Origin of the sequence: Halococcus agarilyticus (genome assembly GCF_000334895.1) — an archaeon.
Lineage (GTDB): Archaea > Halobacteriota > Halobacteria > Halobacteriales > Halococcaceae > Halococcus > Halococcus agarilyticus.
Genome location: NZ_BAFM01000020.1, coordinates 1 through 23,526, shown reverse-complemented (window position 1 = coordinate 23,526; position 23,526 = coordinate 1). Strand labels below are relative to the sequence as shown.

The window sequence follows — 23,526 nt, the reverse complement described above, 5'->3', positions numbered from 1 at the left end:
CGTCACGTCCGATGAAGATTGCCTTACGGCGTGGGTCGTGACTTCGATGAGCAAAACCGCCCTGACGGACGAATCGGGGTCACAGAACGAGTTCTTACTAGAGGGGGTCGTGACATCGGAAACACCGATGTCGGCGAGCGGTACTACTGACTGGTGGCATATAGCCGATCGAACGTCTCCGAGGGGGTGATCTCGTGGACACCGCCTCGTCCGTGGGAGCGATGCCGTTGCAGTAGTGATGTCGATTACTGTGGGGCTCGTCGGGTCCGACATCGTCCGCGAACCCCGTCTATCGTGACGAGCCATCGCTCTACTGACCTCGGGATCGACCGGATCGCCTGACTTTCGGGTATCCGTCTTCAGTCCATGCCCAACAGTTCGGACACTGGTGGAGCGTCGTTCTCCCGTCGGGCAACGTCGTCGTGACTCGCTCCGCCAGAAGCTCTCGGCCGCAGTTTCGACAGTTCATCGCACCTCTGCGTTCCACCATCACCACTTGATACCGGACGCTAGCGTTGTAGCGTACGACGGACCACACCTCGCGTCGGAAAGAGTGCCTCGCTCACGACGGTTCGCTGAGAGTCGATGTGCGTGGTCGTCGCTCTCGGGGATCGAGGAGTTTCGCTCGGTGGAGCGGGATTTGCAAATTCAGGACATTACTTGGGCTGCGGTGAAACTTCGTTACTGGAATGGACAAACTTAACTTGTGAAAGCGACTATCGGACGAGCATGGACAGGTCCAACCAAGACTGGTGGCCGAATCAGTTGCGCTTGGAGATCCTCGACCGGAACGCTCGCCCGGGCGATCCGATGGACGAGGAGTTCGACTACGCAGAGGAGTTCGAGAAACTCGATCTCGACGAGGTGAAGGCGGACATCGAGGACGTGCTGACGACATCCCAGGAGTGGTGGCCGGCCGACTACGGCCACTACGGACCGCTGATGATCCGGATGGCGTGGCACAGCGCCGGCACGTACCGCGTCGCCGACGGCCGCGGTGGCGCGAACCGCGCCGGACAGCGGTTCGCACCCCTCAACAGCTGGCCCGACAACGCGAACCTCGACAAGGCCCGACGCCTGCTCTGGCCGGTCAAGCAGAAGTACGGCAAGAGCCTCTCGTGGGCCGATCTGATCGTCCTGACCGGGAACGTCGCCCTGGAATCGATGGGGTTCGAGACGTTCGGCTTCGGTGGCGGACGCGAGGACGCGTACATGCCCGACGAGGCGGTCGACTGGGGGCCCGAAGACGAGATGGAGGTGACCTCCCCCGAACGCTTCGAGGAGGACGGCGACCTCAAGAACCCGCTCGGCAACACCGTCATGGGGCTCATCTACGTGAACCCCGAGGGGCCGTACGGTGAGCCCGACGTCGAGGGATCGGCACACAACATCCGCGAGACGTTCGACCACATGGCGATGAACGACGAGGAGACGGTCGCGCTCATCGCCGGTGGACACACGTTCGGGAAGGTCCACGGTGCCGACGACCCCGAGCATCTCGGCCCCGAACCCGAAGCAGCCCCCATCGAGTCACAGGGCCTCGGCTGGGAGAGCGACTACGAATCCGGTCGCGGGCAGGACACGATCACCGGTGGTATCGAGGGTCCGTGGAACGGTACGCCGACCATGTGGGACATGGGGTACATCGACAATCTGCTCGACTACGAGTGGGAGGCTCACAAGGGTCCCGGCGGTGCATGGCAGTGGCGACCGGTCGACGAGGAGCTTCAGGGCACCGTACCGGACGCCCACGATTCCTCGGCGACGGTCGATCCCATGATGCTGACGACGGACGTCGCCCTGAAGCGCGATTCGGACTATCGAGAGGTCCTCGAACGCTTCCAGGAGGATCCCCGCAAGTTCCAGCAGGCGTTCGCGAAAGCGTGGTACAAACTGATCCACCGCGACATGGGCCCGCCGACCCGGCTCCTCGGTCCCGAAGTGCCCGACGAGGAGATGCTGTGGCAGGATCCGCTCCCCGACGTCGACCACAGCCTGATCGGTGAAGAAGGGATCGCCGCACTCGAGGAGGAGATCCTCGATTCGGGGCTGTCCGTCTCCGAACTGGTCAGAACCGCCTGGGCGTCGGCGTCGACGTTCCGCAAGAGCGACAAGCGCGGCGGCGCGAACGGCGCTCGGCTCCGTCTCCGACCGCAGCGAGACTGGGAGGTCAACCAGTCGGGGGAGCTGACGACCGTGCTGGACACGCTCGACGAGATCCGCGAGGAGTTCAACAGCTCGCGCTCGGACGGGACGAAAGTCTCACTCGCCGACCTGATCGTGCTGGGTGGCAACGCGGCCATCGAGGAGGCGGCAGCCGAGGCCGGCCACGACGTGAGTATCCCGTTCGAGCTGGGCCGGACGGACGCCTCACAGGAGCAGACCGACGTCGAGTCCTTCGAGGCGCTCAAGCCGGCGGCGGACGGGTTCCGGAACTACCGCGGCGAGGAGGCCGACCAGCCGGCCGAGGAGATGCTGGTCGACAGGGCGGACCTCATGAACCTGACTGCACCCGAGATGACGGTGCTCGTCGGCGGGATGCGGGCGCTGGACGCGAACTACGACGGATCCGATCTCGGCGTCTTCACCGACCGACCGGGAACGCTGACCAACGACTTCTTCGTGAACCTGCTCGGCATGGACACGGAGTGGGAACCGGTCTCGGAGGACGAGCACGTGTTCGAGGGGTACGACCGCGAAACGGGCGACCTCGTCCGGAAGGGATCCCGCGTCGATCTCGTCTTCGGGTCGAACTCTCGACTCCGAGCCATCGCCGAGGTGTACGGAGCCGATGACGCGGAGGAGGAGTTCGTGGACGACTTCGTGGGGGCGTGGCACAAGGTGATGACGCTCGATCGCTTCGACCTCGAGTGACTCTGACTCCCGGTCCGGATCGATAGCGCTCCGCGGCGTCTCGATAGGGTGTCGTCGCCGTCTGTGTATCGTTACGTCGTGGCGGAACGGATCGCCGTCCGGATCGTATGTCTCCGAAATGTCTCGTACGGGGAGGTCAAAGTTCGACCGGACGAACGACTCGTTCGGCGTCGCCGACGCGAGCAATATCTGGGCGTTCGGCTGTCGGTCGACGATGATCTGTGTCGATACTAGGAGACCGCTGGCCGCGAGGTCGTCGTAAAAGTGGAACTCGTCGTAGACGATCGCGTTGAACCGGTCGAAGAACTCCATCGCCTGATTACCTCGGTACAGGTTCTGTACGACGGTTTGCAGAATATCCGGGTTCGTGACGACGACCTCGTGGTCGGCCGCGTACTTGTTCACGAATTGGAGGAGGTTCTCGGTACGCTGGTAGCCATGTCCCTCCAGCGTGTCGCCGGAAAGCGGCTTTGCGCTGACTCCTTCGTCCTCGAAGCGGTTCCGTTGCTGTTGGAGCGGGGCGTTCGTCGGATAGACAAGGAGCGTCAGGTCGTGGGCGTCGATGAGCTCGTAGAACGTCGCGGTCTTACCCGCACCAGTGGGCGCTCGGAGCACTGCGACCGGCTCATCGCTCTCGTGAACTCACTCGGCGACGCGGTTCTGGAAGGCCCGAGCGTAGTTGAACTCCTCTCGGTCAGCGAACCCGTACTTCGGCTCTTCGGTCGCCAAACTCGCGCCTCTGACGAGCATCACGCCACCTCCGGGACGACTCGACCCGGACGAATTCCGGTTCGACGCCGACGAAGTGCTGGAGTCGAGGGTCGTTACCGCGCCGGAACGACGCGCTCCGTACCATCAGCTCCGTCAGCGTGCCCTCTGGCAGGTCATAGACCTCCGAGAGGAGGAACTTGCTGAGCACGATCGTATCGGGCGAGCGTTCCTGGGCGCGGAACTCGCCCGTCTGCTTGATCTCCATGCGGAAGAACGGCCGTTCCGGGAGCGGTTCGTCGCTCCAGACCGTGAACTCGAAGCTCGAACCCGGAGCGATCCCGAGGTAGTTCCGGATCGTCTGCCACGCGGCCCCGGAGGTTTCAAGGATGTTCCGTGGACGACGTCGAAAGAATTCGAAGTCCGGTGGTTTCACTTCACGTTCGATGTGATACTATAAAAATAGCAGGGAAAAATCGGATATATTACTAATTATTGCTAATCTTGATCCGGCTTCACCTTCCAATCGAATTTCAAGACTCTCCTATCAATCACTTATGGAGAGTGTTACTTGTCCATAAATATAGAACTAAAAACTCATGCCGAATGCAGAACGTGCTATCGAAATTACGGAATCTGATGTGATCAACCACGAATTTGAAATAAAAAGTTCGACTATAGCATATACAGCAGCAAATATCTCGAATATTACAGATCCAGCTATTAGTGTCGTTGAGGTCGGTTCTCGATATACTCAACCAATCTCAGAGATCGAGTGGTATAATATAACGCTATGATAAACTGTGTGGAGGAGTCGACAGTCCGTCTCAACCGAGTAACACACATATCTCTGTTACTGATGAATGGGTATCAATCCCCTGTCGAATGATTGATTTGTGGCGTGTGTACCGTCTAGCACTACTCTGAGGTTTAATCGTCAGACTGATTTTGCTGGTTGAGCTACCCGGAAAATGAAACACTTTGCCCACAACCAACTCGAAGCTCTGCGGTTTCTCACGGAGTACCAGCCGTCGTTCACAACCAGATCGGACGGTTCTTCCTGGCCGAACTGGCAGCAGACGTGGCGTCATGCAATGCGGTATTTCCGCGGACTCACCCGCCCAGGAACCAACAAATCAGTAGCAGATATCGCCAGTATGGTCGATGTCAAACAGGAGAAACTGGAGCGGTTTGTCCCGCGAGAACCCGTGGGACTACGAGAACGTCGAGCAGGACCTTCGCACGAACGCGCCAGAGGCGGCTCCCTGAGCCGCCTCGGCGCTCATCCTCGACAGCATGGGCATCCCGAACAGGGTGATGACAGCGTCGGCGTCGGCCGCCATTGGTGCGGTGCCAGAGTCAAACGCCGATCGAAGCACTCGACTTGGAAGGGTCAATTTAACAATATCATCCGTTGGTTCGACACAGCTGAAATAGTCACGAACAGGGTAGGGCGCACTCGAAACAGGTATATGTAGCGAGATCCGAATATTATGTCAATCAACGATGACTGAAGACTCTTGGTCCGGCTCGATCGAGTCTACGCGTCGTTCCTTCGCTATCGTTGAAACTCTTCGTGAGCTTGATGGTGCCCGCCTGACCGAAGTCGCAACGGCCTGTAATCTACCGAACAGTACCGCTTACAACCACCTCATGACGCTGATCAAGTGCGGGTACGTCGTGCGCGAGGGCGACAACTATCGGCTGAGTCTTCGATTCCTCGACCTCGGTGAGTACACCCGGAGCCGTCGGAGGCTCTACAATGTCGGCTACTCGGAAGTCGAAGACATAGCTGAGACGACGGGTGAAGTCGCGAGTCTCGTCGTCGAAGAGGCCGAATTCGGCGTCTATATCTGTTCGGTCGACGGACCTGATGCAGTTCCGCTGGACATCCGTGTCGGGAAACGCGTTCGTTTGCACACGACAGCTCTCGGAAAGTGTATCCTCGCTGGATTGCCCGACGAACACATCGAGAGGATCGTCGATTCGAACGGGCTCGTATCTTGCACCGAGAACACCATTACTGACCGGGAAACGCTGTTTGCGGAGATCGAGACCATTCGTGAGCAGGGTATCGCATACGACCTGGAAGAGCGCGTGAATGGCATCGCCTGCATCGCTGCCCCAGTGCGGGCCGAGACGGGGAAAATTCTTGGCGCGCTGGGTATATCCGGACCGGTTCAGCGTTTCAGCGATACTGAAACTAGTAGGGAGTACGTCGAATCCCTCCACAATGCGACGAATGTTATCGAGCTGAAGCTGGCTTATTCGTAGGCTTCGAGGTTCTCTGCCCGATTCGCACCGAAGGAGTCGCGCAGCCAGTCCAGGTGTTCGTTGGTCATCAACCCGGAGTTGTATACGGCTACGTTGGCCCCTGCCCCGCGGACCCGAGAGACGATCGTCTCCCATTCCGCCCGTGAACCAACCAGATCGGGGTCGAGGGAGATACCCGCGTTCACTGGGAGGTCGAAGCGTTCGTCGAACGCGCGCACGCGATCCTCGGCCAGTTCGGGATCACTCACGTAACAGAGCGCAGTGAGGGCGTCGAGATGGGGTTCGAGACGATCGAGGTCGACGCCTGCCGGCCAGCCATCGCCTGGGCTGCGACCGAACCCATCCGCGACTGAGTAGTCAAGGTTGACAGCACCGCTGGCGGCTGCGAGATCGGCAACCATATCCTCGATGACGGCTGCGCGGAAATCGAAAAGCTCCGCGAGGACGGGGTATTCGGCGGTCAGCGATGCGAGCGATTGCCGCCATTCGGTACTGTTGAGTGCCTCGCGGCAGCAGTCACGGACGAGCCTCCGTGCACGCTCGAAGTCGACGGAATGGTCACGAGCACGCTCGCGGCAAGCCCGACAGAAACACTGCGAAAATAACATTTCGGTGGTTCGTCCACCAACTGCCTGCTGTTTCGAGTGACCGAACTCGGGACCGTGCTCGTGGAAAATCGTTTGAAACCCCAGCGATTCGAGGTTAATGGCGTCGATGTCGTACTCCGCGAGTGATCGAACAACCGAGGTGAAGTACTCCCGGACCTCGGGATATGATGGGCAGAACGCGTGGTCGTGGTGTTGACCGAACGCACTCTGCAGACGGTACTCGGGATATTCGCTGCCGAGGCGGGTGTTATGCAAGCAGACACACCACGCATTGACCGAAAGACCGTGTTCGGCGGCCGCTGCCGTCACGTCCGCGAGCGGGTCCGTGCTTTCTGCGATTTCGTTGACCGGCGGAACGATGGTGTCGAACGATTCGGGGTCGGGCGTGAAGTAGCAACCACCGGGGTAAGCAGTGAAGCTGGGAGGGTCTGCCCGCGGATCGAGGGTGCGTATCGAGTGGTAGTGACTGGCGACGCGAAGCTCGTCAACCCCGCAGGCCGACAGACGATCGCAGGCCGAGTCGATGCCTTCGGAAACCAGAGACCACGGATAGGTCCAGACAGTAGGCATACGTGATGTTCACCATCGAGAGATAAGTAGTTTCTGTCACAGCCCATTTCAGTATGACTAAAATCACATCGACGGCAGCCGATGCGCACGCTTATATGGATTGGCCTGAGAAATGAGCGTATGGTCCGTCTTGGCATAGAAAACCTCATGGACCGAGAGCATAGCACGCTCACGGGCGAACGCGTCGGGCTGATCACGAACCCGTCCGGCGTCGATTCGAACCTGACTCCCACGACTGACTTGCTTCACGCGGCCGAAGACGTTGATCTCCGCCAGCTGTTTGGCCCGGAGCATGGGATCCGTGGCAGCAAACAGGCCGGCGTGAAGGTCGAAGACAGTATCGATGAACAGACCGGACTTCCCGTGAAGAGCCTCTACGGCGACGACCGCCAGCTACGGCCGGCGTCGGTCGCGGAACTCGACACCGTTGTGTACGATCTACAGGACATCGGCTCGCGGTTTTACACGCTCATTTACACGCTCGCGTACGCGCTGCAGGGAACTGCGGGAACGGATACCCGAATCATGGTGCTCGACCGGCCGAATCCGATCGCCCCACTCTCCGTGCGCGGCAACCGCATCAGCAGCGATGTCGAATCGTTCGTCGGCGGCTACGGTCTTCCTATCGTTCATGGCCTCACCGTCGGCGAACTCGCCCGATATTTCAACGCGGAGTATGAAATCGGTGCCGATCTCGACGTTGTCGAACTCTCGGGGTGGTCCCGGGGGGAGTGGTACGACGAGACGGGGCTTCCGTGGATCCATCCCTCACCGAACATGCCGACGCTGACGACGGCGACGATCTATCCCGGCACCTGTTTTTTCGAAGGGACGACGCTCTCGGAGGGTCGTGGCACCACCAAGCCCTTCGAGCTCGTCGGCGCACCGTGGATCGACGCCGAGGAGTGGTCCGCGTCGCTGAACGAACTTGACCTCGATGGGATCGGGTTCCGGCCAGCGTACTTCACCCCGACGTTCTCGAAACACGAGCGTAAGGACATCGAGGGCGTGCACGTTCACATTCTCGATCGCGACGCCGCCGATCCCGTCGCAGTGGGGATCACGATGCTCGCCTCTGCGTTCGCTACGTATCCGGAATGCGACTGGCTGACGATGGACGACGACTACTTCGTGGACAAGCTAGCGGGAGGAGAGTATCTTCGGAAGAGGATCGACGCCGGAGGGGCTGACGTCGATCCGCACGAACTGCTCGGCGATGTCCGGGACGACTGGGAAAGCGACGAGACAGCGTTCACCGAGACGCGCAGTCAGCATCTCCTGTACGGCACTGACTGATCGGTTGCCTCACAGTCAACGCTCGATCTCGAACCTCTCTCTTCGAGCCGGGATCGTGACAGTAGCGGGGTGTGAATTTGCGTGATTCTACTGACTCCGGTCCCCCCAAGATTTAAGAGCCTGTCGTACTCCACGGGAGTCATGGCAGACGGCAACAAATCGAAAGCGGACAGCAATCGTTCGTATCGTTTCTCCCGCCGGCGAGTCCTAGAGCTGTCGACTGCCGCGTCCATCGGCGGTCTCGCTGGATGTAGCGGCGACAGCGGGACGAACTCGTCGGGTAATGGTGGCGGTGCGGAAACCGGAACTGGCGGCTCGTCCGGCAACGCGACCGGGAGCGGAAGTCAGACATCCGGCCAGGGGCAGGGAAAACCGGTGACGACGGAGATCAAGACCCACTTCGGTGCATGGGAACCCAGCAATACGAACTTCAATTTCTTCTCACCAACGGGCAACCAGCCACCGTTTTCGACGTACCTCTGGACCGAGGGGACCCTCTACCGGAACAGTAGCGGCCAGATAACCTACCACACCATCGAGGACGTCGAGTTCAACGACGACGGAAAGGAGATCATATTCCGTTTCAACGACGGATACAGTTGGTGGGACGGAACGGACCTCACCGCGGATGACTATCTGGTTCAGCGCCGGATCGATATGTTCCAGCAGTTCGGCTCCCTCGAGGAGGCCGACGTGACGCTCGAAAAGGTGGACGATCACACGGTCAGGGAGATCCGCGACAACCCGATAAACCCGTCCTTCCGGCTCCTCAGTCACGTACAGGCGATGTACACCAAGGCCGATTACTACCGGCGATGGCTCAAACGCTACAGGGAGGCCGGGAGTCAGGAGGAAATCGACGCAGTCACCCAGGACCTGACCCAACACCAGATCTCGATGGAGAAGTTCGTCGATGAAGGTCTCGGCTGTTCGCTGTGGAAACCGGAGGAGTGGAACCCACAGCGCGTCACTTACACGAAGTACGGGGACCATCCGCGGGCCGACTGGACGAACCTCGACACCTGGATCTGGGAGCTCGTCGGCGGCGACCAGAAGTTCGACCAGGCATTCAAGAGCGGTCAGTTCGACATGGGCGAAATCAACTTCGATCTCGTCAGCGAGTCCGACATCTACGAGCCCGTCTGGCGGATGGGGCTCCCCGGTGTGCCAAAGCTGACGATCAACTTCGGCAACAAACACCTTGGACGCCGCGGAGTCCGCCGGGCGATCGCGCATTTGATCGACCACGACCAGCTGCGACAGGTCCTGAAGGCCAACCACGGAACGCCATACAAGAGCCACCCGCACATCAACGGGATGTCCTCTGAGATCGGCAAAGACTGGCTCGGCACCGACCACCTAAACAAACTCCTGAACTACGGCAGCAGTTCACAGCCCGAGAAAGCACGTCAGGCGATGCAGAACGCGGGCTATTCGAAAAACGGTAAGTTCTGGGTTGGACCAGACGGCAACAAGGTCGACGGACTGACGTACATCACGCCACCGTGGCCGATCTACCAGAGCATCCAGCAGTACCTCGGTCCGGTGCTCACCGACTTCGGTCTCGGCATCGAGACCGTCCAGCCCTCCTCGGCCAACTTCTATAAGCGTCTCAACGAGTCCTACGAGTTCGACCTGCTCAACTGGTATCACTTCGGGTTCCATCCGGCGAACAACTACTACGTCGGCGAGGGATCGCCAACAGGGTTCGACACGATGCGGCCCGCCGTCGAGGGAAGTCTGTCGACCGACGAGCCCCCGAAGCTGAACGCGAAGCGAACCCAGCGGCTCAACCAGCCGATCCGGCCACAGTTCCCGACGAAAGTCGGATCGAAGACGGTTTCGGATGAGGGACAGACGCTCTATCCGCTTCAGTGGAACCAGCAGCTGAGTCAGGGTCAGAACAAAGAAGAGGTCGCAAAAATCGCTCGGAAGCTCTCGTGGTACTACAATTGGCAGGTCCCGCACATCGGCCTCTACGAGGAAGTCTGGCAGTCGTGGGGCCGAACGGACAAGTTCACATTCAAACAGAACCACCCCGAAACCGATCGGACCGCACGCGAACACACCATTCCGAACGAGGACGCTATCCAGGTGTGGCAGGGCCATGTCAGCGCCAAAACGGAGTGACAGGTTCACATACTCGCTTCGAACACGCCGAATGAAGTCGGTGAACACGTCCGAAAGGGCGTTCGGTGCCCTGTCGTCGCTGGGCCCAGAGAAAGTTCCGACTGGCATTTCGACCACTCGTTCGCCCCGTTTCGCGCCCGTTGCATGATCGGTGGCCGGATCGTCCGAGACTCTGCGGGACCGTCGAGTATTTACTAGTGCTCCTCGAGGTGAACGTATGAGAGCACATCTTTCGGGCGTGCTCGACGAGCTGTGTAACAGTATCGGCCTCATTTACGCTATGGTCATGCTCGAGTCCATCGTATTGGCGGTGTCGATCACCGGATTGGTCGTCACGGATCCAAGCTCCCCGGAGCACGTCGTCTGGCTGCTCAATGCGCTGGGTCTCGGCGTACTCCTCGGATTATCGGGGACGGTTGTCGTCTTGTGTTTCCGTCGATAGCTATACCCGACGCCTTCGTTCGGCGGGTTTCGAGTTTGCCTATCTGCACCGACGAACCCGAGGATCGCCGACCGGATATGGTCCGTGCTCGGACTCGATTCCGAGACCGGGGTGTAGATTTCACCTGATCCGACCTCTCGCGATGCTTGCCGGTAAACTTATACCATCGCTTCTGCTTATTCCCGTCTATGTCATACTACGTCAAACGTATCGCTCAAACGATCGTCGTTTTCCTCTCGACGGTCACAGTGACGTTCGGGATGTACCGGCTGATGCCGTTCGGCCCGGTTGAGCAGATGAAAAGCCAGCTGCAATCCGAGTATCAAAAGAGCGGGCAGAGTCTCTCGCGGGCACAGATCGAACAGATCAACCAGCAAGTCGAGACGCTTACCAACATCCAGCCGGACGCGCCGTTGTTCCAGCAGTATCTCAGCTACATGGAGGGCGTGTTGTTGCACGCTGACTTCGGGACCTCGATCGTGCTCCAAGAACCCGTCTTCGAGGTACTCTTCGAGGCGATGCCGTGGTCCGTCTTCATCAGCGTCTACGGGCTCGCACTCGGCACGACGATCAGTCTGCTGCTCGGGGCGATCATGGCGTACAAGGAAGGGAGCAGCTTCGATACGGGTCTGACCGTCGTGAGCACGCTGACCCAGACCGTGCCGTACTACATCGTGGCGATTCTCGTGCTCATTGTATTTGCCTTCCAACTCGAATGGCTCCCGACGGGGGGAAAGATGACGCCGGGAACAGCGCCAGGCCTGAACTGGCCGTTCATCGCCGGTGTCGTCGAGCACGCGGCGTTGCCGGTCCTGTCGAGTTTCGTCGCCGGCTTCGGGGGGGCGTTGGCGTACCGCGGTAACTGTGTGCGCGAGATGGGGAAAGGCTACCTCCGCCTCGCGCGACTCCGTGGACTGAGTCAGGGCCGCATCGCCATCCGGTACGTGGGGCGGAACGCGCTGCTGCCGATCTACACCACGTTGATGTTGGGGGTTGCATCGGTGTTCGGCAGTAGCATCATTCTCGAACAGATCTTCAACTACCGGGCGATGGGGTTTGTGACGTTCAACGCGCTGTTGGATCGGGACTACCCACTCCTCATGGGTGCGTTTATCTTTTTCAGTGCGATCACGCTGCTTGGCATTCTCGTCGCTGACCTGACCTACGGCATCATCGACCCACGGGTCGAAGGGGGTGCTAACCGTGAGTCGTACTGATAGTCCCGCCAACGACACCGAAACCGACGGCGGCTCGCCGGTCGAGGACGATCTCTTCACACGAACATCCAGAGTAACTGATAGTTCTCGGACCAATCGCCTCAGGCACGCGCTCGACGCGCACGTCTACGCCCCGCTCGCGGTGGCCGTCGAGGACACCCGGACGCTGATCGGCGGGACGATCGTCGCTGGGTTCGTTTTGATGGCGACCGTCGGGGTCGTGCTCGTCGAGCCACCACAGACGATGGAGGGACCGATCTTCCAGCAGCCGTTTCGAACGTTGGAGTACCCGCTGGGTACTGGCGGTCTCGGGAAGGACCTGTTCGCACAGGTCGTCCACTCCGCGCCGTCGATGTTGAAGATGATCCTCGCTGGTGCGCTTCTCTCGACCGGCATCGGGACTCTCATCGGCACGGTCGCTGGCTACAAAGGGGGACGACTGGACACGGCGTTGATGGGGTTCACCGACCTCGTGCTGACGATTCCGGGTCTCGCGTTGATCGTCGTGCTGGCTGCGATCTACCGGCCCGAGGATCCGGTCCTCGTCGGTCTTATCCTCGGTATCGACAACTGGCCGCGGCTCTCGCGCACAATCCGCTCGCAGGTCCTCTCGATCCGGGAGGAGGCGTTCACCGAGGCCTCGCGCATCATGGGTCTCAGCGAGGCGACGCTGCTCCGAAAGGACGTGATCTCCAATCTGATGCCGTACATTTCGATCAACTTCGCGAACAGCGCCCGGCGGATCATCTTCGAGTCGGTCGCGCTGTACTTTCTTGGTATCCTGCCGTTCACGACGTTGAACTGGGGCGTGATGTTGAACGAGGCCTACGAGAATATCAGCCTCACTGATCCCACGAAGCTGTACGTCATCCTCGTCCCGATGGTCGCCATCATCGTCCTGTCGCTCGGGTTCATCCTGGCTTCACAGGGGCTCGACCGGGTGTTCAATGTCCAGCTTCGCGCCCGGCACGCGCGAACTGTCGCTAGCGACGAACCGAAAAGCGAAGCCGGCGACTGATCGCGGACGACCCCCGCCCCGACCGTTCGCCGATCGTTCATAATCTATCCCATCAAGACCGTCGAGATATCGCCGGCCGCCGAGAGCCACGGCGGTGCTCCGTGATCGGTGTCCCCGAAACCACCGACGGGTTTATTGTTCCGGCACCGGGACGGTCGAGTAACGCTGAAGCGAGATTCAGACATGAGCGAATCAATCCACCACGGAAGCGGGACGGACGTCGGACCCCCCGACGAGACCGATGTCGTCCTCGAAGTACGCGACATCGCGGTGAGTTTCGAGACGGCCCGTGGCGAGTCGAGGGTCGTAAACGACGTCAGCTTCGACGTTTATCGCGAAGAGGTCCTCGGGATCGTCGGCGAGAGCGGCAGCGGCAAGTCGATGCTCGCCTCGTCGCTGCTCAACGCCGTTGTCGCCCCCGGGCAGGTTTCGGGAACGGTGATGTACTACCCGGCTGATGGCGAACCGATCGATGTCGTTACCGCGGGCCGACAAGAGCTCAGGGAACTCTGGTGGGAGGAGATCTCCTTCGCTATACAGGGCGCTCAGAGTGCGTTCAATCCGACGATGAACGTCCGGACACACTTCGTCGAGACACTCCGAGCGCACGATCGTGACGTCGACGCCGGGCTCGAACACGTCCGTGACCTCCTTTCGGACCTCTATCTCGATCCCGAACTGATATTCGGATCGTACCCTGATGAGCTCTCCGGCGGGATGAAACAGCGCGCGCTGATCGCACTCAGTCTCCTCCTCGAACCGGATGTGCTGGTGATGGACGAGCCGACGGCGGCGCTCGATCTGTTGATGCAGCGTTCGATCGTCAGCCTGCTCCAAGAGATCAAAACCAAGTACGACCTGACGCTGGTGTTCGTCACTCACGACATGCCGCTGGTGGCCAACATCGCCGATCGGCTCGCGGTGATGTACGCGTTCGAGGTCGCAGAGATCGGCCCGACCCGCGAACTCCTCGCCGACGCCTCCCACCCCTACACGCGTGCACTGTTGAACTCGGTCCCGAACCTCAAGGCATCGCCGGAGGACATCACGTCCGTCGGAGGGGCCAGTCCGGACCCGGTCGACGTTCCGGAAGGGTGCTCCTATCACCCGCGCTGCCCGCTGGCAGACGCGAAGTGTCGAAGCGAGAACCCGTCGTTCCATGACGTTGGGGACGACCACGTCGCGGCGTGTCACCACTGGGAGGACGCTCGGCAGCGGGTACCCCTCGACGTCGCTACCACCGAACAATCATGAGCTCGAACGCCGATCACGTCGTCGCGCTCGAAAACGTCGAGGTGCACTTCGACAACGAGCGGCTCTTCGGCCTGATGGGGTCCGAGACGGTCCACGCCGTCGACGACGTGTCGCTCACAATCCCCGAAAACGACGTCGTCGCGCTCGTCGGCGAGTCCGGTTGCGGGAAGACGACCCTCGGCAAGACCGCCATCGGCGTCCAGCGCCCGACCGGCGGGCGCGTCACGTATCGCGGCCAGGACATCTGGGAGACCAAAGACGACCGCGGGCTCTTCCGGGGCAATGACGATCCGGACGCGGTTTCGTTCGCCGAGATCAGGCGCTCACTCCAGATGATCCATCAGGATCCGGGAAGCTCGCTCAACGCGAACTACACCGTCGAATCGATTCTCTCGGACCCGTTGAAGAAGTGGGAGCCCGATTTGAACCGCAGCGACAGACGGGAGCGAATCCTCGGCTTCTTGGAGTACGTCGGGATGACACCGGCGGAGGACTATGCGACCCGGTACCCCCATCAGCTCTCGGGTGGCGAACAGCAACGTGTCGCGTTGATCCGCGCGCTGTTGATGAACCCCGACCTCATCCTTGCCGACGAGGCGATCAGTGCATTAGACGTCTCGCTCCGAGTCGAGATGATGGACCTCATGATCGAGCTACAGGATCGGTTCGACACCTCGTATCTGTTCATCTCACACGACCTTTCGAACGCAAAGTACATTACGCAGCGGGCGGGCGGACGGATCGGAATCATGTATCTCGGCGAACTCGTCGAGATCGGCCCGGTCACGCAGGTCATCAATGATCCGCAACATCCCTATACGAAGGTCTTGTTATGGGCGACGTCCGACCTAGATCGGCCCGATGAGATAGGCGATCCACCGGTGCGCAAGATCGATATCCCGGACCCAGCGGACCCACCATCGGGCTGTCGGTTCCACACACGCTGTCTCGAGGCCCGCGACGTCTGTCGTCGAGAGCAGCCGAAACTGCTCGGCGACGGACACCGAGCGGCGTGCTTCCGCGAGCGGGATGATCACGCCTACTGGGACAGCGACGAGATCAGTGACGAGATGGACGGGATCGCAACGAACCGATAGCCGGCGTTTTTACCGATTGGTGCGCTTGCCGCTTTCGCCGATGAACGGCGATCCCGATCGAGAGGGCCCGCCGGTCCGTTCAAGTGACGCGCGAGCCGGAGGGACGACGTCGGTCCTCATCGGTAGCCGATCACGCGAAGACCGATGTTGCCGAGAACGGCGTAGATCAGCGCGCTGACTCCCCAAATGAACGTCATCGCCGAGACGAGGCCGTACTCTACGCTCGACACGACGATCCCCGAGACGAGCACGCTTGTCAGGAGCAACAACACGCCGATCGTGGTGACGAACGCAAGAAATGAGCGCCGGACGGCGACTAGCACGGACGTCACGAACGATACGACGGTGTTTTGATCACCAGATTCGTCGAGATCGTTTGTGCGAGTGTCACTCATACAGATGGTACTATCGCGGAGCTATTTATAGCCAGCGCCCGGATTCGACCGACGGTGGGGTGTCGTTAGGGTCCCGGCGGGGACTCACTCATCCGTCGCCGCACGGAGGCGATCGGCCGCGAGCGCCCGTAGGTCCGGGTCGCGGTCGGCGCTCGCGACCGCCCGAAGCGTCTCTCGTGCGAGTTCGGTATCGACGTACCCGAGCGTCCATACTGTGCTTGCGCGCACCGGTACCGGTTCGTCGTCGAGGCGGTCGATCAGCGGGTGAGTCAGCGGCGCGGCCGCCTCGGGGTGGTGCTGTGCGACGTAGGAAAGCAAACTCCCGGCCCGGGCCCTCACACTTGGGTCATCGTCGGTCAGAAGAGATTCGAGCGCCGGGATTACCGTTCCGACGCGATCAGCCACCCGTTCGGAGCGCGTCTCAGCGAGCGCGGCGAGTGCGGCGGCTCCGCCGGCCCGCGCCGACGCCGGTACGTTCTCGGCTTCGAGCAGTTCGACGAGCGAGGGGACCAGTGCCATCGACGCCTCGGGGCAGGCGATTGCGACAGATTGGACGACCGCCGCAACCTGTTCTCTTAGACGAACGTTCCAGGCGGTGTCCGGGTCGAAGACCGGATCGAGTCGACCGATCTCCGGCGCGATGCTCTCGGGTTCCGTGCGTGCGATGTCGCCGAGCACCGCTGCCGCCCGCCGTCCGAGCCCCTCGTCCACAACGGCCCGTGGTTCGAGGCGAGACCTCCGGTAGGAGGGCCGTTCGCCGTCGGGGATGTCGGCTCGTCCCGCGACGACCGTCTCCACGAGTTGCGACACCAGTCCGGTCACGGCCGCCGGGTCGTCATCCGCCCGTTCGACGACGATCCGGCTGGAGTGTCGCCGTATCACTACTGGTGCATCCGTCAGCCGTCGACCGACCGCATCAAGCACCGGATCGACCGCGCCCGGACACTCCTCGGCGATCGTGAGGAGTGCGCGCAGGGAAACGGCCTCGGACACCGGGTCATCGAGACCCGCGGCGAGCGTTGCTACTGCCTCAGACGTGCGGATGTGACCCGCCAGTGCGCGCTCCACGATCGCGCTCGCGGCCGACCGTCGATCGTCGATCGACACCCCAGTGTCGTCGCTGGCGATGATCCCGGCCGGATCGCCGATTTCGTTCGTCGATACTGCTGATGCAGATCCCTTGGAGCCGGTGGCGACGACCGCTTCGCTACCGTCAATCGCGGCGTCGGAGTACGGCTTCTCGACGGTTTCACCGTCGGAGTCGTCGGCATCAAGTGAATCCTCACCCGGTTCTTTCGCCATCGTATGTCAGGGACGCACGCCCAGAGAAATAAGTATGGTGAGCACTCGACGATCGGCGACCCCTCGGTACGGCCGACGCCCACTCAGGGATCACCGACCGAATACCGCTTCGGCCACGAGCGCGAGGTCGCGCTCCTCGATTATCCGGTCTGCGTGCTCGAAGGCTTCACTCCCGACCGCCGGTGACGGGTCGAAGAGAACCGCCGTTCCCGCGGTGGCGAACGCCTCCAGATCGGAATAAGAGTCCCCGACATACGCTACGTTGGCGGTGTCGACGCCCTGTTCGGCACAGCACTCGCGGAGCAGGTCGCCTTTATCGTTCGGGCCGACCCGTGCAGTCACGCCCGTGATCTCCCCGGCTGCATCAAAGCACAGTTCATTAGCGATGGTGAAGGCGGGCTGACGTTCGAGCGCGTCGAAACGGGCGACGAGGTCTGTGAGACCGCTGCTGAGGACTCCCACTGGCACATCGCGTTCGGCCGCGGTTGCGAGCAGGGCGTCGACGCCGAGGGTAGGCTTCACCGCATCCCGTGCCCGGCGCACGTCGTCGTGGGTCACTCCACGGGCCTGCCAGTCTTTGACGACCTGTTCGCACCACTCGGCGTACGTGATCTCGCCCCGATCGAACGCGGCGGTGTGGCTCTCACCGCGGTCGGCGGTGCCGAACAGCGTCCACAGCAGGCTCCATCCGCCGCGGTGTGTCGCAAGCGTCCCGTCGAAATCCGAAACGAGCAGCTCGACCGTCACGGTCGACTCACCTTCCCCATCACGACGGGTCGGTCGGCTCCCGTCGCGGCGGGAACGTTGTTCGGAACGCCATCGAGTCGCATTACTGCGAGCAGTGCGAACAGAGCGGCCTCCTTTTGATCGCCGGTCATGGAGCCGGTGATGGCGTCGAGTCGCTCGACCGGAGCATCGACTGCCGCCCGGAGCATCTCCATCAGCACGGGATTTTTCGCGCCGCCGCCGGAGACGAGCACCTCATCTGGGTACGGGTCACAGAATCGCTCGTATGCGTCCGCGATAGAACGGGCGGTGAGTGCCGTCGCGCTGGCGACGAGGTCCACGTCCGAACGGTTTCGATTGCGTCCTTCCTTAAGAAAACGATCGATGTATTTCGTATCAAAATATTCGCGGCCGGTGGTTTTTGGCGGCGCTCGTCCGAAGTACTCATCGTCGAGCAGTCGTGCGACGAGACCGTCGTCCACGGTGCCTCGGGCAGCGAGTTCACCGTCCTCGTCGTAGGTCCGTCGCCCGTCGGTTATCCGCTCGACCACAGCGTCGATGACGACATTGCCCGGGCCAGTATCGAAAGCAACGAGATCGTCGAGGGTCGGCTCCGGCGGGACGAGCGTGCAGTTGCCGATACCGCCAACGTTCTGCAGCGCACGCGACCGATCGCCGGCGAACTGCGTGGCATCGAGCAGCGGTGCGAGTGGCGCGCCGTGCCCGCTGGCGGCCACGTCGCCGGCGCGGAAGTCCGAAACAGTTGGAACGTCGGTTCGAGCGGCGACGACCGCACCGTCGCCGATCTGGAGCGTCGCGCGAACCGGCTCCGCGCCAGGAACCGGCTTCGGCTCCGGTGCGTGCCAGACGGTCTGGCCGTGGCTGCCGATCACTGTCATCTCCGCGGTACTGAGGCCCGCACGCTCGCGGACACGTTCTGCGGCCTCGGCGAAGACCTCGCCGAGGGCCACGTTCATTCGACACAGGGCGGGAACCCGACCCTCGGTGGCACAGAGGTCGCGGAGGGTTGCACGAAGCGCCGCCGGATAGGGCTCGGTGTGAAACGCCTCGACTGCGACTTGGTAGCCTAGTGGACCAGTGTCGTCACAGCGCACCCGACAGCACGCGGCGTCTATTCCGTCGAGGGCGGTGCCGGACATCAATCCGATAGCGTACCGATCCGTCATCGCGGGACGGTTCCGATATCGTACATCTCTCGCTCTAAGGTTCCGTCGGGACCAGCGGTGAAGCCCCCGTCGACGACGAGTTCCGTGCCCGTGACGAACGCGGCGCGTTCGGTGGCGAGAAAGAGCGCGGCCTCCGCCACGTCGTCGGGCCGACCGAACCGACCAAGCGGGTACTGATCGAGCCACTGTTCGCGGACGGGGCTGCCCTCGCGGAGCGCGGGGCTGGAGGCGTCGGTAATGACGGTTCCTGGACACAATGCGTTCGAACGGACGCCGTGGCAGCCGTACTGGGTGGCGACGAGTCGGGAAAGCGCAATGATGCCGCTTTTCGCAGCGGAGTAGGCCGCGAGGCCGATGCCCAGGTTGGCGTTGATCGAGGAGATATGCACTATCGCGCCCCCGCTGGCCGCTATCATTGGCGGGAGGACCGCACGTGTACACAGGAACGTCCCCGTGAGGTTGAGCTCGACGACGCGTTCGAAAGTCGCGCGGTCCACCTGGTGGGGGTTGTCGTCGTCGAGTGAGCCGCCCGCATTGTTCACGAGCACGTCGGGGCCGCCGAACCGTTCAGTCGTGGTTTCGACGAGGCTCCGGACCTGCGGTTCGTCGGTGACGTCGGTTGGGACGAATGCGGCGGTGCCGCCGGCGTCCTCGATGGCTGCGACCGTCGATTCGCCGCCTTTCTCGTCTACGTCCGCGACGACAACCGTCGCTCCCTCGCGGGCGAACAGGTTGGCGATCGACTCGCCGATGCCGGCAGCTCCACCGGTGACGACGGCCGTTCGTCCGGCGAGATCACCCGCATGCTCCGTTCCATCGTGCATACCCAAAACGAGGAAAGCGATGACTTATACGTTCGGGAACTGCTCGTCGTCGTTTCGTTCCCATGAGCGTGCCGACTGTGGGACTCGTTGCCGGACCACTCTCGAGCGGGTCCCTACCGCGCGCTCACGCGTGAGCCATCAGTACGACCTGACGAGGTCCATGTAGTAGCTCCAGTCCCAGTTTGACCCGGGGTCGGTGTGGGTAGCTTCGGGCACCTGTTCGTGGCCGATGACGCCGCCGTTGGCCGGATTCGCCGCGTCGTACGGGACGTCTGCTGGATGCTGTTTCGGGATACCGTACTGGTCGCAAAGCCAACTGGTGATCTTGGCCGAAGACTGGTACTGCACGGTTTCGTAGGTGCCGCTGACGTAGCCACCGTGTTCGATCCCGACCGAATACTCGTTGTAGTCGTACTTCCCGGCGTGGTAGGCGATGTTGAGGTCGCTAACACTTTGATATCTGTGTCCATTCTCGGCGACGGTGTAGTGGGCGCTGACGTTGGCGTCGGGGTCCTGGAAGTAGTTGACCGCGCTGCGGGCCGAGCCTTGTACGGTGTGGACGATGATCCAGTCGATCTTACCTGCGCCGCGGTCCGCGCTCGCGTAGTTGCTCGAGTGAGCGGGTTCCCAGTCGACGCTCGGTTTCGCCGCCGCGCTTCCCGAGACGGCGATGATTCCACCGAGACTGGCCGCGCCGACCGTGCCGATACGCTTCAGTGCGTCTCGTCTGGTCCGGGACATTGCAAACGTTCCTACCGGGGCCGGATGTTTTACGATACCTCATGACACACGTGTTGGTTTCCGGCGCGTGTGACGAACAGTGTCACACCCCTATCAAGCACCCCGTGCGAGCATCGGATAGCACCGTGGAACCGAGTTACTGTGGAGGCGTCGGCATCAGGGGACGTGTTCACCAGTTAGGTCGCCCGCGAGCGGGCATGAGCGATCGCGGTATCGCTCGTACAATCGTGCGGCCCAGTCACGAAGTTCGGGGTTCGTCCCGTGTACGCACGCGCGCAGTCGACCGTGGTCGTCGTAGGCACCTACGAACCCCCGGTGGTCGGTGAGCGTGACCCCGACCTCGATCGTCCCATCGTGGATGTATAGGTCACACCCGAGAGAATGAAGCGCGGCCTCAAGGTCGACGGCGCGTTCGGCCGCCGCTCGCGGGAGAACGAGCTCCGTTTCGACCCCCCGATCGAGTAGCTCCGTGTGGACGTTCGCATGAAACCGGCTCAACACCGGGACTGTCCCCTGAATCGCTTCGGTCGAACACTCGTACAGATGGCTCGTGTATGCCATCATCGGCGCGTACGGACGGGACGAATCTACTACGACGAGTTCGGCGTTGGTAAGCCACCTCAGGTCCGGGACGTGCTCTGAATCCGGGAGGTGGGCGAGGAACGGCTCACACCGCTCGATCGTTTTGAGCACCTCCAGGAACGTCGTGTACTGCAGCGCAACCAGCGCGCCGCTGGTCGTGAGCTGATAGCTCCCGTCGGTCTTCGTGACCCAGTTTTGATCGGCCAACGCCGATAGGTTGCGCTGGACGCTACGACGGGAGAGATCGAGCGCCCCGGTAATGTCGGAAGGCGAACATGGGTTTTCCCGCAAGTGTTCGAGAAGCCGGAGCCGGTGAGGCGATGCGGACAGGAACTGGACGATTTCGTGTTGATGATGCATCTTGCTTAGCCCGTTCGGGTTTTGCCGACGATCACCGCCGACTGCAACGCACCGAAGCGGTCCAGGTGGGTGACGACGATATGGCCGGTCGAATCGCAACGTCGCCGGTAACCGAATTTGTCGACGCATACATCGGCCATCCACAGTTTCAGCGCGATCTACCCGGATTGTATCACCACTATTATCGTGAGAACTATTAGCGTCTTGGGTTACAAACACTAGAGACAGACGTGAAATATGAAGCGAGCGGCTCGTAGTGGAGACGTATCGCTTTGTCGCTGCCGGTCGCAGTAGTCGAGAACTGCGGCCGGGATGGGCGTGACTTGCCCGTTTAGTGCCGAAGCAATCTGACCACAATGATTATTACTACTGACAGCGAGGGCGCACATCGTTGGACGATGTACGAAGGCGACTCCGTTTACCGCGAGCTGGACGTGACGCCCGTCGTGAACGCAGCGGGGACGAAGACCCGTATCGGCGGGAGCCGTATCCGACCGGCGGCGCTCGACGCCATGCGGCGGGCCGCCGACGAGTTCGTCGAGATCGGCGAGCTCGAAGCGCGGGCCTCGACGGTGATCGCCGACGTCACGGATGCGGAGGCGGGCTACGTCACCAGCGGTGCGAGCGCGGGGCTGTTGCTGTGTGCGGCGGCCGCCATCGCGGGCCACGACGTCGGCGTGATGAACGCCCTCCCGGACACGTCCGATGTGCCGAGCGAGATCGTCATGCCCCGCACTCACCGGACGGGTTACGACCACGCGTTCCGGACTGCCGGCGCGACGATCGTCGACGTCGGTACCAACGACCGCCACCTCGGCACCGGTGCGACCGACGTCGAGCCGTGGCAGCTCGATCGCGCGATCACCGACGAGACGGTCGCCGTCGGCTACATACAGAAATCCTACACCCAGCCATCGCTGGCGTCGGTCGTCGAGATCGCCCACGAGAACGACGTGCCGGTGATCGTGGACGCTGCGGCCGAGGTCCCGCCGCGCGAGAACCTCTCGCGGTTCGTCGAGACGGGCGCGGACATGGTGGTGTTCAGCGGCGGGAAGGGGATCCGCGGGCCCCAGACCACCGGGTTCGTCGCGGGCAAGCGCGAGTACATCGAATCGATCGCGGCCCAGCACCTCGACATGCACGTCGCGAACGACCTCTGGGACCCGCCGACCGATCTCATCGACCGCGATCGGCTCGACGGCGTGCCACGCCAGGGCATCGGCCGGCCGCTGAAGGTCGGGAAGGAAGAACTCGTCGGCGCGATCCGTGCACTCGAGCTGTTCGTCGAGGAGGATCACGGCCGGCTCGAAGCGAACTGGATCGATACTGCTGAGGCGATGGCGGAGCGACTCACTGAAACTGGGCTCGACGTACGGGTGACGAGCCCCAACGGTACGAGTGTCGCCCCGGAGGTCGTCGTCGACGTCGAGGCGAGCGACCTGGGGATGGACGCGACCGAGCTCGCGCGCACGCTCCGCGACGAGGACCCTCGGGTGTACGTCGGCACCGACGACCTCCCCGACGGCGAAATCGTCGTGAATCCGATGTGCCTCGACGAGGGCGAGGCCGAGTACGTGATCGATCGCATCGTCGCGAACGTCGAGTAGCGTCGAGCCGCGGCCGGAACTAGTTTTTCCACCGCTTCATCGATCACAATCTATTTGTGGCCGGTTTCCGCACGCTTTGGTATGCACGTGGTAGCGATCGTCGCCCATCCGGACGACGCCGACATCTTCTGTGGCGGAACGCTCGCGAAGCACGCGGCCCGTGGCGACAGGGTGACGATCGCCCACATGACCCGCGGCGAGTACGGCGGTCTCGGGGCCGACACCGAGGCCGAGATCGCCGACGTCCGCGAGCGCGAGGCCCGGGCGTCCGGCGAGGTGCTCGGGGCCGACGCGGTGGAGTTCCTCGACTTCGC

Annotated in this window: 19 protein-coding genes and 1 pseudogene; 10 read left to right on the top strand and 10 right to left on the bottom strand. The window is 61.9% G+C overall.

Annotated elements, in window-relative coordinates; all coding sequences use genetic code 11:
- Positions 1 to 729 precede the first annotated feature (729 nt).
- Positions 730 to 2,874, top strand: coding sequence for a catalase/peroxidase HPI (katG, locus tag TX76_RS14305; RefSeq protein ID WP_049903311.1), 2,145 nt, complete (start codon positions 730 to 732; stop codon positions 2,872 to 2,874).
- Between the two features lie 171 nt (positions 2,875 to 3,045).
- Here the strand turns inward: katG and TX76_RS18385 are convergent.
- Both TX76_RS18385 and TX76_RS18380 read right to left on the bottom strand, forming a co-directional pair.
- Positions 3,046 to 3,489 (bottom strand): annotated as a pseudogene (locus tag TX76_RS18385) (DEAD/DEAH box helicase); the annotation flags it as partial.
- Positions 3,490 to 3,568: 79 nt separating this feature from the next.
- Positions 3,569 to 3,850: a hypothetical protein gene (locus TX76_RS18380; protein ID WP_228842388.1), complete on the bottom strand. Its 282-nt coding sequence runs from the start codon at positions 3,848 to 3,850 to the stop codon at positions 3,569 to 3,571.
- A gap of 1,238 nt (positions 3,851 to 5,088) precedes the next feature.
- Here TX76_RS18380 and TX76_RS14295 point away from each other — a divergent pair.
- Entirely contained in the window at positions 5,089 to 5,856 is a 768-nt protein-coding gene (locus TX76_RS14295; protein ID WP_079890850.1) for an IclR family transcriptional regulator, read from the top strand.
- On the opposite strand, the gene TX76_RS14290 is transcribed toward TX76_RS14295, so the two are convergent.
- Positions 5,847 to 7,034, bottom strand: coding sequence for a hypothetical protein (locus TX76_RS14290; protein WP_049903309.1), 1,188 nt, complete (start codon positions 7,032 to 7,034; stop codon positions 5,847 to 5,849). The two genes, TX76_RS14295 and TX76_RS14290, sit on opposite strands and share 10 nt — an antisense overlap.
- 120 nt (positions 7,035 to 7,154) lie before the next feature.
- Here TX76_RS14290 and TX76_RS14285 point away from each other — a divergent pair, with 120 nt between their 5' ends.
- The 6 genes from TX76_RS14285 to TX76_RS18370 all read left to right on the top strand — a co-directional run bounded on the left by TX76_RS14285 (position 7,155) and on the right by TX76_RS18370 (position 15,488).
- The gene (locus tag TX76_RS14285; protein WP_049903308.1) at positions 7,155 to 8,330 is read left to right on the top strand and encodes an exo-beta-N-acetylmuramidase NamZ family protein; all 1,176 of its coding nucleotides are present in this window, start codon (positions 7,155 to 7,157) and stop codon (positions 8,328 to 8,330) included.
- Positions 8,331 to 8,471: 141 nt separating this feature from the next.
- Positions 8,472 to 10,460: an ABC transporter substrate-binding protein gene (locus TX76_RS14280; RefSeq protein WP_079890849.1), complete on the top strand. Its 1,989-nt coding sequence runs from the start codon at positions 8,472 to 8,474 to the stop codon at positions 10,458 to 10,460.
- Between the two features lie 630 nt (positions 10,461 to 11,090).
- Complete coding sequence (locus TX76_RS14270; RefSeq protein WP_049903305.1) at positions 11,091 to 12,119, top strand: ABC transporter permease; 1,029 nt, start codon at positions 11,091 to 11,093, stop codon at positions 12,117 to 12,119.
- The gene (locus TX76_RS14265; RefSeq protein WP_228842387.1) at positions 12,106 to 13,137 is read left to right on the top strand and encodes an ABC transporter permease; all 1,032 of its coding nucleotides are present in this window, start codon (positions 12,106 to 12,108) and stop codon (positions 13,135 to 13,137) included. The genes TX76_RS14270 and TX76_RS14265 overlap by 14 nt, the downstream gene beginning before the upstream one ends.
- 183 nt (positions 13,138 to 13,320) lie before the next feature.
- Entirely contained in the window at positions 13,321 to 14,391 is a 1,071-nt protein-coding gene (locus tag TX76_RS18375) for an ABC transporter ATP-binding protein (protein WP_049903302.1), read from the top strand.
- The gene (locus tag TX76_RS18370; RefSeq protein ID WP_049903301.1) at positions 14,388 to 15,488 is read left to right on the top strand and encodes an ABC transporter ATP-binding protein; all 1,101 of its coding nucleotides are present in this window, start codon (positions 14,388 to 14,390) and stop codon (positions 15,486 to 15,488) included. The genes TX76_RS18375 and TX76_RS18370 overlap by 4 nt, the downstream gene beginning before the upstream one ends.
- A gap of 116 nt (positions 15,489 to 15,604) precedes the next feature.
- On the opposite strand, the gene TX76_RS14250 is transcribed toward TX76_RS18370, so the two are convergent.
- The 7 genes from TX76_RS14250 to TX76_RS14220 all read right to left on the bottom strand — a co-directional run bounded on the left by TX76_RS14250 (position 15,605) and on the right by TX76_RS14220 (position 21,734).
- Positions 15,605 to 15,883, bottom strand: coding sequence for a twin-arginine translocation signal domain-containing protein (locus tag TX76_RS14250; protein ID WP_154019094.1), 279 nt, complete (start codon positions 15,881 to 15,883; stop codon positions 15,605 to 15,607).
- A gap of 84 nt (positions 15,884 to 15,967) precedes the next feature.
- Positions 15,968 to 17,185 carry a HEAT repeat domain-containing protein gene (locus TX76_RS14245; RefSeq protein WP_049903300.1) on the bottom strand — a complete coding sequence of 406 codons (1,218 nt, stop codon included), beginning with the start codon at positions 17,183 to 17,185 and terminating at the stop codon, positions 15,968 to 15,970.
- Between the two features lie 90 nt (positions 17,186 to 17,275).
- Positions 17,276 to 17,932, bottom strand: coding sequence for an HAD family hydrolase (locus TX76_RS14240; protein WP_049903298.1), 657 nt, complete (start codon positions 17,930 to 17,932; stop codon positions 17,276 to 17,278).
- Complete coding sequence (locus TX76_RS14235) at positions 17,929 to 19,098, bottom strand: anhydro-N-acetylmuramic acid kinase (protein ID WP_049903297.1); 1,170 nt, start codon at positions 19,096 to 19,098, stop codon at positions 17,929 to 17,931. Before TX76_RS14235 ends, TX76_RS14240 begins: the two co-directional genes overlap by 4 nt.
- Entirely contained in the window at positions 19,095 to 19,922 is an 828-nt protein-coding gene (locus tag TX76_RS14230; protein ID WP_049903294.1) for an SDR family NAD(P)-dependent oxidoreductase, read from the bottom strand. Before TX76_RS14230 ends, TX76_RS14235 begins: the two co-directional genes overlap by 4 nt.
- 138 nt (positions 19,923 to 20,060) lie before the next feature.
- Positions 20,061 to 20,663, bottom strand: a complete 603-nt coding sequence (locus TX76_RS14225; protein ID WP_049903292.1) for an N-acetylmuramoyl-L-alanine amidase — start codon at positions 20,661 to 20,663, stop codon at positions 20,061 to 20,063.
- Between the two features lie 156 nt (positions 20,664 to 20,819).
- Complete coding sequence (locus tag TX76_RS14220) at positions 20,820 to 21,734, bottom strand: helix-turn-helix transcriptional regulator (protein ID WP_228842385.1); 915 nt, start codon at positions 21,732 to 21,734, stop codon at positions 20,820 to 20,822.
- Between the two features lie 269 nt (positions 21,735 to 22,003).
- Between TX76_RS14220 and TX76_RS14215 the strand changes: the two genes are divergently transcribed.
- The gene (locus TX76_RS14215; RefSeq protein WP_049903288.1) at positions 22,004 to 23,212 is read left to right on the top strand and encodes an aminotransferase class V-fold PLP-dependent enzyme; all 1,209 of its coding nucleotides are present in this window, start codon (positions 22,004 to 22,006) and stop codon (positions 23,210 to 23,212) included.
- An 81-nt stretch (positions 23,213 to 23,293) separates the two neighbouring features.
- On the top strand, positions 23,294 to 23,526 hold a 233-nt coding region (locus TX76_RS14210; RefSeq protein WP_195156072.1), incomplete at its 3' end, for a PIG-L deacetylase family protein.

Coding starts and splice junctions, on each gene's coding strand:
- TX76_RS14230 (WP_049903294.1), bottom strand. CDS start 19,922: ATGCACGATGGAACGGAGCATGCGGGTGATCTCGCCGGACGAACGGCC.
- katG (WP_049903311.1), top strand. CDS start 730: ATGGACAGGTCCAACCAAGACTGGTGGCCGAATCAGTTGCGCTTGGAG.
- TX76_RS18370 (WP_049903301.1), top strand. CDS start 14,388: ATGAGCTCGAACGCCGATCACGTCGTCGCGCTCGAAAACGTCGAGGTG.
- TX76_RS14215 (WP_049903288.1), top strand. CDS start 22,004: ATGTACGAAGGCGACTCCGTTTACCGCGAGCTGGACGTGACGCCCGTC.
- TX76_RS14285 (WP_049903308.1), top strand. CDS start 7,155: ATGGTCCGTCTTGGCATAGAAAACCTCATGGACCGAGAGCATAGCACG.
- TX76_RS14295 (WP_079890850.1), top strand. CDS start 5,089: ATGACTGAAGACTCTTGGTCCGGCTCGATCGAGTCTACGCGTCGTTCC.
- TX76_RS14250 (WP_154019094.1), bottom strand. CDS start 15,883: ATGAGTGACACTCGCACAAACGATCTCGACGAATCTGGTGATCAAAAC.
- TX76_RS14225 (WP_049903292.1), bottom strand. CDS start 20,663: ATGTCCCGGACCAGACGAGACGCACTGAAGCGTATCGGCACGGTCGGC.
- TX76_RS14280 (WP_079890849.1), top strand. CDS start 8,472: ATGGCAGACGGCAACAAATCGAAAGCGGACAGCAATCGTTCGTATCGT.
- TX76_RS14270 (WP_049903305.1), top strand. CDS start 11,091: ATGTCATACTACGTCAAACGTATCGCTCAAACGATCGTCGTTTTCCTC.
- TX76_RS14245 (WP_049903300.1), bottom strand. CDS start 17,185: ATGGCGAAAGAACCGGGTGAGGATTCACTTGATGCCGACGACTCCGAC.
- TX76_RS14235 (WP_049903297.1), bottom strand. CDS start 19,098: ATGACGGATCGGTACGCTATCGGATTGATGTCCGGCACCGCCCTCGAC.
- TX76_RS18375 (WP_049903302.1), top strand. CDS start 13,321: ATGAGCGAATCAATCCACCACGGAAGCGGGACGGACGTCGGACCCCCC.
- TX76_RS18380 (WP_228842388.1), bottom strand. CDS start 3,850: ATGGAGATCAAGCAGACGGGCGAGTTCCGCGCCCAGGAACGCTCGCCC.
- TX76_RS14290 (WP_049903309.1), bottom strand. CDS start 7,034: ATGCCTACTGTCTGGACCTATCCGTGGTCTCTGGTTTCCGAAGGCATC.
- TX76_RS14220 (WP_228842385.1), bottom strand. CDS start 21,734: ATGCGTCGACAAATTCGGTTACCGGCGACGTTGCGATTCGACCGGCCA.